Below are 15,406 nucleotides of genomic sequence, written 5' to 3'. Positions count from 1 at the left end.
TTATTAATAAAAAAATGCTATTATGCGCTTCATGAAAAATAGTTATAAAAGAATAGATGCCCATTTGTCAAGTTTAGGTTACTGTACCAGAGGTGATGCTAAAAAGTTTTTAAAAATAAACGAGCTTTTTGTAAATGAAAATAGAGTTGTTAATCCTTCAACAAAAGCTTATCACGACGATATAACAATCAATGGTGAAAAACTCGACCCTGAAATTTTGACAATACTACTTAATAAGCCTTCTGGTGTTATTTGCTCTCACAATGATGCTGGAGTATTAATATACTCTTTACTTCCATACAGATGGACTCAAAGAAACCCTAAAGTCTCAACTGTAGGTAGACTTGATGTTGATACAACAGGTGCAATAATATTGACTGATGATGGAACATTGAACCATAAACTTGCAAATCCTAAAAAAGAGATTTCTAAAATTTATGAAGCCCATTTAAAAGCACCTTTAAAAGGCAACGAAGAAAAAATCTTTGCTAGTGGAGAACTTCTTTTAAATGGAGAAGATAAACCCTTGCTTCCAGCAAAACTAGAAGTACTTTCGCCTACTTGCGTTAGATTAGAAATTGTTGAGGGTAAATATCATCAAGTAAAAAGAATGTTTGCAGCAGTTGATAATAGAGTTATAAAACTTCATAGAATAAGTTTTGATAAGTTTACAGTGGAAGATTTAAAAGAGGGTGAATATAAAAGTATAGAGATTATCTAAACTTTTTAAATATTCTCTCTTCTAACTCTTTTACATTTTCTATTGCATTTTCTTCGTGGTCTGAAAATCCCCAGTTCACCAAGACAGATTCTATTCCTGCATTTGCTGCTGCTTGGATATCTTTGTGGCTGTCTCCTACTAAAAGGGATTTTTCTTTTGTAGTTTTTATCTCTTCAAGTATTTTATAAACCATTTCTGGGTGTGGTTTTGGTTTTAATACATCGTTATAACCAACTATTGTTTTAAAGTATTTGCCTATTTCTAAGTGATTTAGCATTCTATTCGCAAATTCACTATTGGCATTTGTGGCAACTGTAAAAATATAATCACTTTTTAAGTCTTCTAATAATTCTTTTATTCCATCATAAATTTCTAAGTCAGTTAAACAATGGTCATAATAATAAGTTTCAAAAAGTTTACCTTGCTCTTGGGTAAAGTGTTTAGTTCCATAAAAAAATTCAGCTGAATTTACACCTGGATCATTTACTTTTTCTAAAATATATTTTTTTTCTAAGGCTTCAAGCCCTAAATTTTCTCTAACATGATTAATAGTGTTTGCAATCATTCCACCACTATTGATTAATGTTCCATCCATATCAAACATTATAAGTTTCATAAATTCTCCAAACTAAATTTTTTGATTAACAATCAATTAACACTGAGTAGGTAGAATTCCAATACACATTTTGTATTTCTCCTACATTTTATACAAAAGAATAACACAACACCACTAAAGTCCAACTTCAAACACCAGAAGTTGGACTTTTTTTATGGTCGTACATCTCTCATAATCTCTTTCCAATTTCTTGAAAAATGTCTTTTGATATAAGTTTCTTTGTGAGGGACTAAACATCCTGCACAGTTTTGATGAATATAATCATCACCTTTATATTGAGCTCCATCTTTACTATCTATATTACAGTATGAATAAAGAGTTTTTTCTTCGACCTTTTTAAATCCATTGTCATCAAATCTGAAGTTTGGACAGGCACATAAGTAGCAATTCAACTTTTCGTAGTCATGACATTTTTTATTATCTTTATAAAGTGGGCAGAAATCAGGTTCTTTTTCAACCATATTATCAAATCTAAAATACTTTATAACTTCTTCATCACTTAAGTCTTTTAATTTTTCCATGATATTTTGATGTCTTGTGGCATGCTTTTCAAACCATTCATTATAAGTCAAAGTATCTCCTTTAAAATTGAGGTATTGTATTAAAATAGCTTTAATTTACCTTGAAATAAAATATTTATATTGTTTTGATTATAATACGCGAATTCGAAGATAAAGAAAGGAGAGTTTATGATTAGTAAAAACAAAAAATATTTTACGCTATTTGGAATGTTATGCGCAACTGTTGATAGAAAAATTTCATCTATTTATAGTTTGATTCATTCATTAATGTCTATTGATATGCCAAAAATAGTAAATCTACTTATATCAAGACAGTTAAAACCTGCAAAACTATATTCAATAAATAAAATAAAATAATTAGGAAAAAATAAAATATGAACAAGAAATTAACTACAAGCTTAGTTGCAAGTCTTCTAATAGCAACATCCAATCTTCATGCAGAAGAACTATCACAAATCACAGTCGTAAGTGCTACAAAGTCAGAACAATCAATCAAAGATGTAACTTCAGATGTTGATGTTATTACTAAAGAAGAGATTAAAGAGAGACATTATATAAATATAAGTGATGCTTTAAAAACTATATCAGGTGTTAGTATTGTAAGTAATGGGGGAGTTGGACAATCAGACTCTATATTTATAAGAGGTATAGATTCTAAAAGAATTTTAATCTTAATTGATGGGATAAGATATAATGAACCAGCTGGATTAAGTGGTGCACCTTTAGCTCAATTAAATATAGAAGATGTAGAGCAGATTGAAGTGGTAAAAGGAGCTCAATCTGGTATTTGGGGAGCTGATGCTAGTGGTGGGGTAATAAATATAATTACAACAAAAGCAAAGTCAGGATTTCATGGAAATATAGGGATGGAAGCTGGAAGTTATAATACAAAAAAATTATATGGTTCTATTTCAAATAAAAATGAATTAGGTTATTTAAAACTTGATGCAAGTAGAATATCTACAGATGGAATAAGTTCTTATGAACCAAATGGTTCAAGATGGAAAGACTTAGGTCTAGAAAATGATAAATATTCTAATAATACTTATAATATTGCAGGTGGCGTATATTTAAGTGATGCTGATGAATTGGGCTTAACTTTTAAAAAAATTGATGCAAATTATGATTATGATGGTGGAAGTTCAGATAAAACTAATTTAAAAACAAAACTTAAACATTATTTTAAATCTGCAAACTATATACATAAAGATGATTCTTACAAATTAAAATTAAATGCACAACAATCAAAATTTGATAGAACACAAGATACTTTTAATGCTCAAAGTTTGGTCAATGAATTTTCTCTTCAAGGTGACTATTCATATAGAAAAAGTGATACAATAATTTTGGGATTGGATAAACAAAATTTTGAAAATATAGGTTCTAAAGATAAATATAATACAGAAGCAATTTTTGTTTCAAATACAAATACTCTAAATAAGTTTATTATCAATGAAACCTTAAGATATGATAATAATAGTAGGTTCGATGATAAATTTACAGGTAAATTTGGAGTTAAATATAATATAAATGATGATATGGCAGTTTCATCAAATTATGGTACAGCTTATAATGCACCAAACTTGGCTAATTTAAATTATACACCAACATTATCTCCTGAAACTACAAAATCTTTTGATTTAAATTTTGAATATAAAGATTTAAAAGTAACATATTTTAAGAATAAAATTAAAGATATGATTAGATATGTTCCAAATTCATATCCAAATACGCAATATGAAAATCTTGCTGGTGAATCAGTACTAAAAGGATACGAAGTAAGTTATAGTAAAAATATATTTGAAACCACTCTAGTCTCTTTAAATTATACACATTTAAGTGCTAAAGATAATAAAGGTGATGATTTAGCAAGAAGAGTTAAAGACGAGATGAATATTGCTTTAGATTATTATGGTATAGAAAAAACACACATCAATTTGAATAGTTCATATATTGGAAAAAGATATGATGATGCAGAGAAAACAAAAGAAACAGGAAATTATACCGTTTGGAATGGTGTAATTAACTATGAAATCAAAAAAAATATAACTACATATGTAAAAATAGATAATATATTTAACAAATATTATCAAACAATTTATAACTATGCAACTCCTAGAAGAAGTGCATATGTTGGACTAAAGGTTAGTTTCTAATATGAAAAAGTTTTTATCAATACTTATTGTTTTAGTAATAAATTTATACTCAAGTGAGCGTATTGTAACACTCACCCCATCTATAAATGAGATAGTCTATGCCTTAGGTGTTGGTAAAGATGTTGTTGCAAATACTAGATATTGTGATTTTCCAGAAGAGTCAAAAAAGGTGAAAAAAGTAGGAGGATATGCTTCTATTTCTTTAGAGAAAATCTTATTGGCAAATCCTAGTGTTGTGATTGCTCAAAATTATGATGAAAAATTACTTTCAAATCTAAAGAATCTTAATATCAAAACTTTGACTTTCAAAACAGATAGTATAAAAGATATAAATAATACTATTTTTACTTTGGGAAATTATTTTAACAAACAACAAAAAGCCAAAGAGTTGATTTCAAATATAAACAACTCTTTGACTTCACTAAAATCAATAGTAAAAAACAAAAAAATATTAATAGTAATAAGTCCTAAAAAAACACTTTCAAATCAAATCTATGTATCAGGTAATTATTTGTATTTTGAAGATATTATTAAAGCTAGTGGAAATGTAAATGCCTTTCAATCGACAAGCAAAGCACAGCCAGTAGTAAATACAGAAAAGATAATCAAAATGAACCCTGATATTATAGTTTTACTTGCACCATTTTTTGAAGGTAAAACTAAAGAGTTAGAGAAGGTAAAAAAATTGTGGTTGGGTTTACCAATAAATGCAGCTAAAAACAAAAATGTATATGCAGTAGATAAACTATATGCAGGGATCCCTAGTCAAAGGGTTGTCTATTTTATACAAGATTTTAAGAAGATATTAGAAAATGTTAGAGATAAATAATTACACAAGTTCTATTTTAAAAGATATATCTTTTCATATAAAAGAGAATGAAAACTTAATAATCCTTGGACACAATGGGGCTGGGAAATCAACTCTAGCAAAAGTTTTATCTAACTTAATAGAAAATAATAGTGTAAAAATATTTAATGAAAACCTTGAAGATATAAGTGATAAACAAAGGGCAACTTTCATAAACTATATTCCACCAAAATTTGAAATATTTGATGAGTACATCACTTTACGGGAGTTTTTCGAACTATCTTGTATAGATTATGTAGATAATGAAAAAATTGATAAGGTTATTGAACTATTAAATTTAAAAAAACTAGAAAACAAATATTGCACAACTTTTAGTTCAGGAGAAAAACAACTTTTATTATTGGGCTCTAGTATTATGCATAATGCAGAGATTACAATCTTTGATGAGCTAACAGCAAACTTAGATATAAGTAGGATAAAAGAGGTATTTGATATCTTTAAATCAAATTTTTTAAAACAAAAAATCATCATAACTCATAATTTAGATTTGGCTCATGCTTTAAAATACAAGATTTTATATATGGACTCTGGAAAAATTGAATTTTTTGGGGAAAATGATGAGTTCTTTTCAAATGAAAATTTAAAAAAGTATTACAATAATTCAATCACTAAAATCAACGAACACTTGGTAGTTAATCTATGAAAAAACTACTTTTTCTATTGGCCTTAATTATTTTATTAATAGCTCCATTTTTAGGGGAAATAACCCTAAATATAAATGATATATTTAATAGTAATACTATGACTAACCAAGTTTTTTGGGACTTAAGAGTTTCTAGGGTTTTATTGGCATTTTTTGTTGGTGGAATACTTGCTCTTGGTGGTTTGATATTTCAAATAGTATTTAAAAACTCACTTATTACTCCCTATACTTTGGGAATAGCAAGTGGAACTACTCTTTTTACAGCTATTTCAATAGTATTTTTTCCAGCTGTTATTATGTCTATTTCATCAGCTCTTGGTTCACTTATTACTATTATAATTTTGTATTTTATTTCAAAAAGAATAAATAAAAACTCCATATCTGTATCTACAAATTCTATTTTACTTATAGGTATTGCACTGTCTTATTTTTATTCATCTGCTTTGATGTTAGTATTTTATATGAGTAATTTACAACAAAATTATTCTATTGTTCGATTTACTTTAGGAAGCTTAGACACGGTTGGTTTTACAAGTGTTATAACATTGTTACTTGTAAGTGTAATTTTATATGGTATTATTTATTGGAAAAAATCAGAAATAAAACTTTTGCTTATATCAAATGACACAGCTTTTTTAAAAGGTTTAAATGTACATAAGTTAAATCTTCTTTTATTAATAGTTATATCTTTAAGTGTAGGGATAAGTATAAGTTTTGTTGGACCAATTGGTTTTGTAGGTTTAGTTATTCCTCATATTATCAAACTTATTTATAAAAAAAGTGCAGATAAGCTTATTTTCCCTGTATTTTTTTATGGGGGAGTTTTTTTAGTAGCTTCTGACTTGATTGCAAGAAATTTAAATACTGCTTCAACTTTACCTATTGGAGTTGTGACTGCTTTCATTGGAGCTCCATTTTTTGTATATTTGTTAATAAAAAGAAATAAAAGGCAATAAGATGAAAGCTTTATGTATAAGTGCAAGTGCATCAAACCAAGGCAAGACAGTCTTAACGACAGCTTTATTATATCACTTCAAAGAATCAGTTCGACCTTTTAAAATGGGACCTGATTTTATAGATCCACAATTTCATAAAATAGTTTGCCAAACCCCTAGTATAAACCTTGATAGATATATGATGAGTAAAGATGAATTAAAATGGCTTTTCAATAAATATAGTGATAAAAAAATCTCTATTTGTGAAGGTGTAATGGGATTTTATGATGGACATGATAAAAAAAGTAGTGCCTATGATATCTCAAAACTTTTAAAAATTCCTACAATTATTTTACTTGATGGAAGTGGAAGTTATATCACGGTAAGTGCAGTTTTACAAGGACTAAAAAACTATAAAAAGCACAATACAATTAAAGCTGTTATTTTAAATAAAATCTCTTCACAATCTCACTATGAACTTATAAAAAAAGTTATTGAAAAAGATTTTAAAGATATCGCAGTTTTAGGTTGGATAAAAAGTGGTCTTGAATCACTTGGAGAGACTCATTTAGGACTTGATTTAAATGATTTAGGGAAAATAGAAAAAATAAGCCAAGATGTTTTAGAGCATATTGATATGAAAAGATTAGAAAAGATATCTAAAGTACATAAAAATATTAAATTTAATTATCCCTTTGAAAAAATACCAAAACAGAATAAAAAATTAGCAATTGTGCATGATATAAATTTTTCATTTTTATATCATGATAATCTTGCCTTTCTAAAAGAGATTTTTGCTGAAGTAGTTATTATAGATTCTACAAAAGATGAAATTATTCCAAGTGATGCGGATATAGTTTATATTTGTGGGGGATATGTGGAAACAGATAGTGCTTATGAAAGAGTTAAAAACTCGCATAATTTCAAATCCTCACTTATAAAACATGCACAAGAAAAACCAATATATGCCGAGTGTGCTGGACTTTTATATTTGGGAGTTGCTGTTGATGATAAACCTATGAGCTCTATTCTAGATGTAAGTTTTACAAAAGAAAATAGATTTCAAAGGATGGGTTACTATTTCAATGAAGATGGTGTAAAAGGTCATGCTTTTCACTATACAAAACCCCTTGATGAAAATAGTGGTTTTGATAGATTGTCTAAATCAAAAGCACTTATTGGGAAATATGGTTCTTGGGAAAAAGAGAAAGTATTTGGTACATATTTGCACTGTATGTTTAGAGGAAATACTAAACTAATAAAAAAAAGATTATTGCCATAAGTAAAAGAAGTGAATCAAATTTTGATTTAAAATTAAGTGCATTTAGAACATCTTCTTTTAATATCTCTTCTCTTCCTTCACCAAAATAAGCTTTCTTTTTTACTTTTCCAAAATAAGAAGTTGGACCTCCTAATTTTACTTTTAAAGCTAAAGCCATAGCAGAAATAGGGTGCCCAGCATTTGGACTATCATGGAGTTTACCATATGAATAAAAGTTTTTTAAAGCATTAAAAGAGTTGAAAAATAAAGCAATCAAAATAGCTGTTATTCGTGAGGGTATATAATTTACTACATCATCAAGTTTTGCAGAAAACTTGCCAAAATTTTCATATCTTTCATTTTTATAACCAACCATCGAATCAAGGGTATTTATAGCCTTATATATAAAGCCCCCAATAAGTCCAAAAAGCAAGATATAAAACATAGGAGCTATTACTCCATCACTTAAGTTTTCAGCATAAGTCTCAACAGCAGCTTTATTTATATCACTTTCACTCATATCCTTTGTATCTCTACTGACTAACATAGAAATAGCGTGTCTAGGGTCAGTTGAGAGGACAACTTCTTTTACACTATCATAAAGCATTTTAGATGAGATTGCAAAAGAGCATAAAAATCCTTGGACTAAAATATTATCAAAAAGACTTAGAAAATATGTGATAATAAAAACTATACTAAGCAAGGAAAGCGTTAACGTAACACCTCTTATAATAGAGTCTTTATAAAAGTTTTTTTCAAACCATTTTATATAATTGCCCATAAAAATAATTGGATGTTTGAAGAACTTTACTTTCTCTAATTCTCCAAAAAAATAATCAATAAAATATGCAACTAAGACAGTGGTAAAATGCATCATCTAAACTCTTTTTTCAAAGCTTTTATAAACTTTTGCATAGATTTTTTATCTTTTATAGCAACTCTTACAAAAGTCTTATTTAGAAAATCAAAGTTAGAACAATCTCTTATCATGATTTTGTAAGGGATTATCTTCTCTTGTAAGGTCTGAGTATCACAGTCTTGAAGCTCTAGTAATAAATAGTTTGCTTGGCTTTTATATATCTTTTTTATGAAATTAAACTTTTCTAAGTGTTTGATAGTATATTTTTTATTTTCTTCTGTGATTTTGATAGTTTCACTTATGAAGTCTCTGTTTTTAATGGCATTTTGTAAATAAATAGAGTCAAAATGTGATAACTTCCATAAAGGCTCTTTTTCTTTTAGTCTTTTTATATTTTCAGAGTTTGAAATAATAGTGCCAATTCTTATACTTGCACTGCTATATATCTTTGTCATGGATTTTAGAATATATAATTTATCATAGCTTTTTAATTTACTTATGATAGATTTTTTATTTGTAAAGTCTAAAAAACTCTCATCTACAAAAATAGTACAGTTTTTTTCAAGCCAAGAGTTAAATAGTTTGTCCAAATCATAATATTTTCCATCAGGAGTTGAGGGGTTTACAAAGATAACTAGAGAGTTCTTTTTTACTTTTTTATTTATCTGCTCAAATCTATTTATCAAATCAATTTTGAATCCAAAAGTTTGTGCTGCTTTTTTGTACTCTAAATAGGCAGGAGAATATATTGTACAGTGCTTTAAATCGATATATCTAAAGAATGAAAAAATTGCGCTACTTCCACCATTGAAAAGTTCTATTTCATCAGCTTTTACACTATATTTTTTTGCTATTATTTTATATAGTTTTTCATATGTTGGATAGTTTGAAATATCTAAATTATTTAGGTCTGTTTTTATCTTTGGTTTTAGAAAATTGATATTTGAAGATAGGTCTATTATTTCTTTTGGTTTTGAGCCTATTTTTTTGCTAAAAGCTAAAATATCACCACCATGACTAAATTGATTATTTGATTTCAAAAGTTCTCTTTTTTATGCAATGGTACTATAAAGTTTATATATAACAAATAAGAGGAAAAAAGAGTTATGAGAGAGTTTACATCTGCTGATATAGCATGTTTAGATGAGATTATAAAAGCTAGAAGAGATGTGAGAGGAAATAGATTTTTAGATAAAAAAATAGATGATGAAACCCTCGATAAACTTCTTCAAGCTGCTTGCGATGCTCCCTCAGTTGGTTTCTCACAACCTTGGAAATTTGTGATAGTAAAAGATGCTAAAAAAAGAGATGAGATATATCAAGACTTCCTAAAAGAGAATGAAAAAGCAAAAGAGATTTTTAAAGATAAAGAACTCTATAGTAAACTAAAACTTGAAGGTATAAAAGAGTCTTACTTAAATATCGCAGTTTTATATGAAAAAAGTGATAAAAGAGTATTAGGGCAAACAAGTCAAAAAAAGATGGGTGAGTATAGTGTAGTTTGTGCTATCCAAAACTTTTGGTTGATGGCAAGGGCTCATAATATTGGTGTTGGCTGGGTAAGTATTTTAAAACCCAAAAGAGTAAAAAAGATTCTGAATATAGAAAAAAATCATAAACTTATAGCTTATTTGACAGTTGGATATGTGGATGAGTTTTTAGATGAACCAGAACTTTTAACCCTAGATTGGGAAAAAAGAAAATCAGTGAAAGATATCAAGGTCATATAGTGGGAGTAAAAACTAAACTTTTTTATGAAGATATAAAACCTTTTTTTGATATAAAATCATTGCAAGAGACAAAAAATGGTGAAAGTCATACTGTTTATATTTTGGATAATGATTATATTTTAAAGATATATGAAGAAGAAAATCTCTTTAATATTGATGCAGAGATTGAACTTTTAAACTACACAAAAAAACTTTGTGTCCCTAAAGTCATAAAAGATGATATCTTTATAAAAGGTAAAAGAGGTCTTGTTTTTTCTAAAGCAAAGGGTGAGAGTGTAGTTGAGTTTGTAAAATCAACCCACTTAGAACAAATAGGGCAGTTTTTAAACTCTTTTCATAAAATGACAAAAAATAAAAAGCATGATAATTTATCAGCTTTTGGTAAATCACAACTAAAAGTAATGATAGAAAAAACTTGTAACAAAGCATTTCAAGAGGAGTTTGATTCTTTAAAAATAGAGCTTAAAAATGATGGCATTATTCATGGAGATCTATTTTTAGATAATGCAACTTTTTGTGAGGATAAACTAACTTGTGTTTTTGATTTTAGTGATGCTTGTGAGGGTGATTTTATCTTTGATTTAGCAGTTGTCGCTTTGTCTTGGTGCAGTAATAAAGAAGAAATAAATATACTTTTAAATGCTTATGATAAAGAGATAAAACTAGATGATTTTATTATTTATTTGAGATATGCTTCACTTTATTATTGTGTTAAAAGGCATTTGACTAATAGAGATTATGATAACATTATTTTTAAAAATAAATTTATAGATTTGATATAGGAAAGAACTTGGTAAAAAATATTATAGGTAAGATTGATTTTGCAGAATTTTTAAGGGGTAAAAAGGCTACTTTTATGTTAAGCCTTAGTAATACTCAAACGGTAAATATAGCTGGTCTAACACAAGCTGGAATACCAGGAAAGATACACTTAACTCCAACCCTTGACAGTGAGTTTTTATGTACAGGGGAACTAAGAAGTTTAGGCGAGATAGCAACAACACCAAGTGGTGTTCCAACTCCTGCTCTTATTACAAGAGCTGTACATCTTTTAAAGCCTTATTCAAATATAGAACTTCTGGATTTAGGACTTGAAGTATTTCCAAAAGTAGATTATTTCAAAATACATAGTTTTGGAATATCTCCATCAAAATCAATAGCTCTTGATGCAAAAATAGATGCCCTTGATATATTTCAAAAGGGATTAGCTTTTGGTCAAACTTATGAGTGCAAAGATGATTATATAATTTTAGGTGAAAGTGTTCCAAGTGGTACTACGACAGCACGAGCTACTTGTGAAGCTTTGGATTATGATTGTAAAGAGTTCTTTTCAAGTTCTTTTAAAGACTCTCCTACAACAATAAGAGATGAAACAGTCAAAAATGCCCTAGAACATGTAAGAAGTGATGATGATATCTTTGCCAAACTAGGACGAGTATCAGATAATATGCAGATATTCAATGCTGGTTTTATTTTAGGACTAAACAATAAAATAAAAGTAGTCCTAGCAGGTGGAACTCAAATGGCTTCAGTACTTCTAATAGTAAACTCAATTTTGAGAACCATGGGTGGAGAATTTGAAACTTCAAACTTAGCCTTGTGTACTACAAAATGGATACAAGAAGATGATAAAAGTGATATAAAAGCACTTATAGAATTACTTGATTTTAAAATTGATGCTTATTATGTGGATTTTGATTTTTCACTATCATCTCATCCTGCTTTAAAATTATATGATGAAGGTGAAGCAAAAGAGGGTGTTGGTGCAGGAGGAGCTCTTATGTATGGGCTTTTAAATGGTTTGTCAAAAGCTGATATAACCAAACAAGTTGAAAGCTTCTTAGGATAATAGTATGGATATTTTTATAGCAACATTTTTAAAAATGTTTTTTATTATGACACCATTTTTTGTATTGTCTGTTTTTTTAACCGTAGCAAATGATGCTACAGCAAAAGAGAGAAAAGCTTTAGCTATTAAAGTTACAATTTCAGTGATTATTATGAGTTTGATTTTACTATTTTTTGGTAAGCATATATTTGCAGTTTTTGGTATAACTTTAGATGCTTTTAGAATAGGTGCGGGAGCATTGTTATTCCTTTCTGCTGTTGACCTAATCAAAGGTAATAAAGATAGTGGAAAAGTAGGCAATAAAGATATTTCTCAACTAGCTGTTGTGCCCTTAGCAATTCCAGTAACAATAGGACCTGGAACTATTGGTATCTTGCTTGTGATGGGTGCAACTTTTAATGATACTTCTTCTATGGTTATGGGAAGTTTAGCTTTAATATGTGCAGTTTTAGTTATAGGAATCATGCTTTATACTTCAAGTATTATTGAAAAAATCATTGGTAAACAAGGTTTATTAGTAATATCAAAAATCACAGGTCTATTTTTATCAGCACTTGCAGCACAGATTGTATTTACTGGTATCAAAAACTTTTTAGGTCTATAATGAAAATACTCTATTACGGCGGACAAAAATCAGGTAAAAGTAAACTTGCAGAAGTAAAAGCAATAGAACTCTCAAAAAATAAAAAACCATACTATATAGCAACCTATGACAATAGCTACGGCGATGAAGAGATGCAAAAAAGAGTTTTAAAACACCAAAATCAAAGAGCTGATAAATTTGAAACCATAGAAGAAAAATTTGAATTATCAAAGGTTATCAAAGATGGAAATACATATTTGATAGATTGTATCTCTATGTGGCTTTTAAATGGACTTGAAAAAAAAGAAGAAAAACTTTTAGAAGAGATAGAAAAACTGTCACTTAAAGCTGCAAATATAGTTTTTGTACTAAATGATGTAAGTAGCGGAATTATCCCTTTTGAAAAAGTAAGTCGAAAATATGTTGATATGAGTGGAATCATAGGACAAAAGTTAGCTAGTATTTGTGATGAAGTATATGAAGTAAAACTTGGGTTAGCCCAAAGGTTGAAATAAGTGAAAAATATCTCTATTTTTGGAACCTCAAGCGATGCTGGAAAATCAACTATTACTTTTGTTATAGCAAAGATTTTACAAGATTTAGGAATAAAAGTAGCACCTTTTAAAGCTCAAAATGTATCAAACAATGCCTATGTTTGTGATGATGGTAGTGAGATTGCTGTTGCTCAGTATTTTCAAGCTCAGGTTTTGGGTGTACCTACTTCTTATCATCTTAATCCTGTCCTATTAAAATCAGGGAGAGGAAGTAATGCTTCTGTAATAGTTGAGGGGCAAGTTTTAGCTAGCAAGGATGTGCTTACTTATTATAAAGATTTAGATCTTTTAAAACCTGCTGTTGATAGATGTTTTTCTTATCTTGATGAGAAGTATGATTGTCTTGTTTGTGAGGGAGCGGGAAGTCCTGTGGAACTTAATCTTATGGATAAAGATTTATCAAATATCTACATCGCTACAAAATACAATACAAAAATCATACTCGTAGCAGATATCGAAAAGGGTGGAGTTTTTGCTTCTATTTATGGGGTTTATAATCTTCTTCCAAAAGAGTTACAAAAAAATGTAATCGGTGTGATTGTAAATAAGTTTCGTGGGGATTTATCCCTTTTTGATGAGGGCATAAAAATCATAGAAAATGATTTTAAGATACCAGTTCTTGGTGTACTTCCTTATGTACCTTTTAATCTTGGATTTGAAGATTCCCAAAGTTTGAAAAATTATGCTCAAAATAGCAAAGATAGTATTATAAGAGTAGGGGTTATTTCATATCCTTATATGAGCAATTACAATGACTTCGAACCTTTGATTGCTGATAATAATATAAACTTAGAGTTTATAGAAAGCAATATTTCTCTTGATAAGTTTGATATGATAATCTTGCCAGGCTCAAAGTTAGTGATAAAAGACCTTTTATGGCTTAAATCAAACGGCTTATTTGATAGAATAAAAGAGTATCAAAAAACTATTTTAGGACTTTGTGGTGGTTATGAGATGATGTTTAAAACACTTGATGATAAGTATGCATTGGAAAATAGTGAAGCTTGTATAGAAGAGGGTTTTGGTTTTATTGATGATGAGATAATCTTTGAAAAAGAGAAAGTTCTTAAAAAAGCTAGTTATAAAATCTTTGATTGTGAAATTGAAGGTTTTGAAATACACCATGGAGTTTCAATAAAATATGCAATATCATATGAAACAGATAATATAAAAGGTACTTTTATCCATGCTATATTTGACAATGACAATATCAGAACCAAACTGTTTAAAACAATAAATAGTGAGTATAAAGAGTTTGATTTTAAAGTATATAAGAAAAATACAATCGATAATTTTATTTCAAATATGAAAAATAGACTTGATGTAAATAAAATATTGGAAAATATAAATGAATAATTTTATCTCAGGTTTTAAATTTGCCCTTAGTTACTTTACAATACTTCCTGTGAAGTTTAAAGAAGATGATGACTTATCAAAAAAAGAGATTTTATCTTTTATGCTTTTTTCTCTTCCTCTACTTGGCTTAGTGCTTGGTTTTATTACTCTTGTTTTATATCACTTCCTAGCTGACTTCTCTTGGTTTGGGGCAATTATTTGCGCTGTTTCTTATATGGTTCTTTATGGTTTTATTCACACAGAAGCAATAATTGATGTGGTAGATGCTATTTATGCAAAACATAGTGGAAAAGATGCCTACGAAGTTATCAAAGAGCCAACTATTGGTGCCATGGGAGTTTTGTATGCTTTTGCTTTTTTTATTTTAAAAATTGCTGGGATTGCATATCTGTTTTTAAATGGTTATCTTTTGGAGTTTGTTTCAATACTTGTTATAAGTAGATTGATGCTTTTATTTATTATTAAAAACTTTGAATTTAAATCTTCATTTGTAAATCAGCTTAAAAACTCACTTTCTACAAATATTTTTATAACTGCACTTATAGTTTTTACATTGGCAAATATTGTACTTATAGGATTTGATGCCATAACTCTTACAATTTTTGCTTTTATTTTTTCTTATTTACTTGCATTATTTATAAAGAAAAATGTAGGTTTTTTAAATGGGGATGCTTTAGGCACTGTATTGGAGCTATCTGAAATCTTTCTAATAATAATTATTTTGAAATAAACTTGTAATTATCTTATAATTGTA

General features: G+C 28.3%; 18 protein-coding genes. 14 read left to right on the top strand and 4 right to left on the bottom strand.

Annotated elements, in window-relative coordinates:
* Window positions 1-31 precede the first annotated feature (31 nt).
* The gene (locus tag LXN10_RS15615; protein ID WP_375723903.1) at window positions 32-721 is read left to right on the top strand and encodes a pseudouridine synthase; all 690 of its coding nucleotides are present in this window, start codon (window positions 32-34) and stop codon (window positions 719-721) included.
* On the opposite strand, the gene LXN10_RS15610 is transcribed toward LXN10_RS15615, so the two are convergent.
* Together LXN10_RS15610 and LXN10_RS15605 are read right to left on the bottom strand one after the other, a co-directional pair.
* Entirely contained in the window at window positions 714-1,337 is a 624-nt protein-coding gene (locus LXN10_RS15610) for an HAD family hydrolase (RefSeq protein ID WP_375723902.1), read from the bottom strand. The genes LXN10_RS15615 and LXN10_RS15610 overlap by 8 nt on opposite strands.
* Window positions 1,338-1,489: 152 nt before the next feature.
* Entirely contained in the window at window positions 1,490-1,909 is a 420-nt protein-coding gene (locus LXN10_RS15605; RefSeq protein WP_375723901.1) for a hypothetical protein, read from the bottom strand.
* A gap of 117 nt (window positions 1,910-2,026) precedes the next feature.
* Between LXN10_RS15605 and LXN10_RS15600 the strand changes: the two genes are divergently transcribed.
* From LXN10_RS15600 to LXN10_RS15575, 6 genes are read left to right on the top strand one after another with little or no spacing between them, the layout of a single operon-like run.
* On the top strand, window positions 2,027-2,215 hold the full coding sequence (locus LXN10_RS15600; RefSeq protein WP_375723900.1) for a hypothetical protein: 189 nt from the start codon (window positions 2,027-2,029) through the stop codon (window positions 2,213-2,215).
* 17 nt (window positions 2,216-2,232) lie between these two features.
* Window positions 2,233-4,014, top strand: a complete 1,782-nt coding sequence (locus LXN10_RS15595) for a TonB-dependent receptor plug domain-containing protein (RefSeq protein ID WP_375723899.1) — start codon at window positions 2,233-2,235, stop codon at window positions 4,012-4,014.
* A 1-nt stretch (window position 4,015) separates the two neighbouring features.
* On the top strand, window positions 4,016-4,843 hold the full coding sequence (locus LXN10_RS15590; RefSeq protein WP_375723898.1) for an ABC transporter substrate-binding protein: 828 nt from the start codon (window positions 4,016-4,018) through the stop codon (window positions 4,841-4,843).
* Entirely contained in the window at window positions 4,827-5,525 is a 699-nt protein-coding gene (locus LXN10_RS15585; RefSeq protein WP_375723897.1) for an ATP-binding cassette domain-containing protein, read from the top strand. The genes LXN10_RS15590 and LXN10_RS15585 overlap by 17 nt, the downstream gene beginning before the upstream one ends.
* Window positions 5,522-6,481: a FecCD family ABC transporter permease gene (locus tag LXN10_RS15580; RefSeq protein ID WP_375723896.1), complete on the top strand. Its 960-nt coding sequence runs from the start codon at window positions 5,522-5,524 to the stop codon at window positions 6,479-6,481. Before LXN10_RS15585 ends, LXN10_RS15580 begins: the two co-directional genes overlap by 4 nt.
* A gap of 1 nt (window position 6,482) precedes the next feature.
* Window positions 6,483-7,742, top strand: coding sequence for a cobyrinate a,c-diamide synthase (locus LXN10_RS15575; RefSeq protein ID WP_375723895.1), 1,260 nt, complete (start codon window positions 6,483-6,485; stop codon window positions 7,740-7,742).
* Here the strand turns inward: LXN10_RS15575 and cbiB are convergent.
* Complete coding sequence (cbiB, locus tag LXN10_RS15570; protein WP_375723894.1) at window positions 7,711-8,598, bottom strand: adenosylcobinamide-phosphate synthase CbiB; 888 nt, start codon at window positions 8,596-8,598, stop codon at window positions 7,711-7,713. The two genes, LXN10_RS15575 and cbiB, sit on opposite strands and share 32 nt — an antisense overlap.
* Window positions 8,595-9,620, bottom strand: a complete 1,026-nt coding sequence (locus LXN10_RS15565) for an aminotransferase class I/II-fold pyridoxal phosphate-dependent enzyme (RefSeq protein WP_375723893.1) — start codon at window positions 9,618-9,620, stop codon at window positions 8,595-8,597. Before LXN10_RS15565 ends, cbiB begins: the two co-directional genes overlap by 4 nt.
* A 66-nt stretch (window positions 9,621-9,686) precedes the next feature.
* On the opposite strand from LXN10_RS15565, the gene bluB reads away from it, so the two are divergent.
* The 7 genes from bluB to LXN10_RS15530 are packed head-to-tail and all read left to right on the top strand — an operon-like array spanning window position 9,687 to window position 15,382.
* Entirely contained in the window at window positions 9,687-10,310 is a 624-nt protein-coding gene (gene bluB, locus LXN10_RS15560) for a 5,6-dimethylbenzimidazole synthase (protein ID WP_375723892.1), read from the top strand.
* Window positions 10,310-11,092, top strand: a complete 783-nt coding sequence (locus tag LXN10_RS15555; protein WP_375723891.1) for a phosphotransferase — start codon at window positions 10,310-10,312, stop codon at window positions 11,090-11,092. The genes bluB and LXN10_RS15555 overlap by 1 nt, the downstream gene beginning before the upstream one ends.
* Before the next feature lie 8 nt (window positions 11,093-11,100).
* Window positions 11,101-12,159, top strand: a complete 1,059-nt coding sequence (locus tag LXN10_RS15550; protein WP_375723890.1) for a nicotinate-nucleotide--dimethylbenzimidazole phosphoribosyltransferase — start codon at window positions 11,101-11,103, stop codon at window positions 12,157-12,159.
* 4 nt (window positions 12,160-12,163) lie between these two features.
* Window positions 12,164-12,763 (top strand): MarC family protein, encoded by a 600-nt coding sequence (locus tag LXN10_RS15545; RefSeq protein WP_375723889.1) that lies wholly within the window; start codon window positions 12,164-12,166, stop codon window positions 12,761-12,763.
* The gene (locus tag LXN10_RS15540) at window positions 12,763-13,257 is read left to right on the top strand and encodes a bifunctional adenosylcobinamide kinase/adenosylcobinamide-phosphate guanylyltransferase (RefSeq protein WP_375723888.1); all 495 of its coding nucleotides are present in this window, start codon (window positions 12,763-12,765) and stop codon (window positions 13,255-13,257) included. Before LXN10_RS15545 ends, LXN10_RS15540 begins: the two co-directional genes overlap by 1 nt.
* Window positions 13,258-14,652 (top strand): cobyric acid synthase, encoded by a 1,395-nt coding sequence (locus tag LXN10_RS15535; RefSeq protein ID WP_375723887.1) that lies wholly within the window; start codon window positions 13,258-13,260, stop codon window positions 14,650-14,652.
* Complete coding sequence (locus tag LXN10_RS15530) at window positions 14,645-15,382, top strand: adenosylcobinamide-GDP ribazoletransferase (protein ID WP_375723886.1); 738 nt, start codon at window positions 14,645-14,647, stop codon at window positions 15,380-15,382. The genes LXN10_RS15535 and LXN10_RS15530 overlap by 8 nt, the downstream gene beginning before the upstream one ends.
* Window positions 15,383-15,406: the final 24 nt, after the last annotated feature.

The sequence above is a fragment of the Arcobacter iocasae genome (assembly GCF_042214795.1).
Lineage (GTDB): Bacteria > Campylobacterota > Campylobacteria > Campylobacterales > Arcobacteraceae > Arcobacter > Arcobacter iocasae.
Note: the sequence above shows the minus strand (reverse complement) of the source record. Positions and strands in the feature narration are given on the sequence as shown.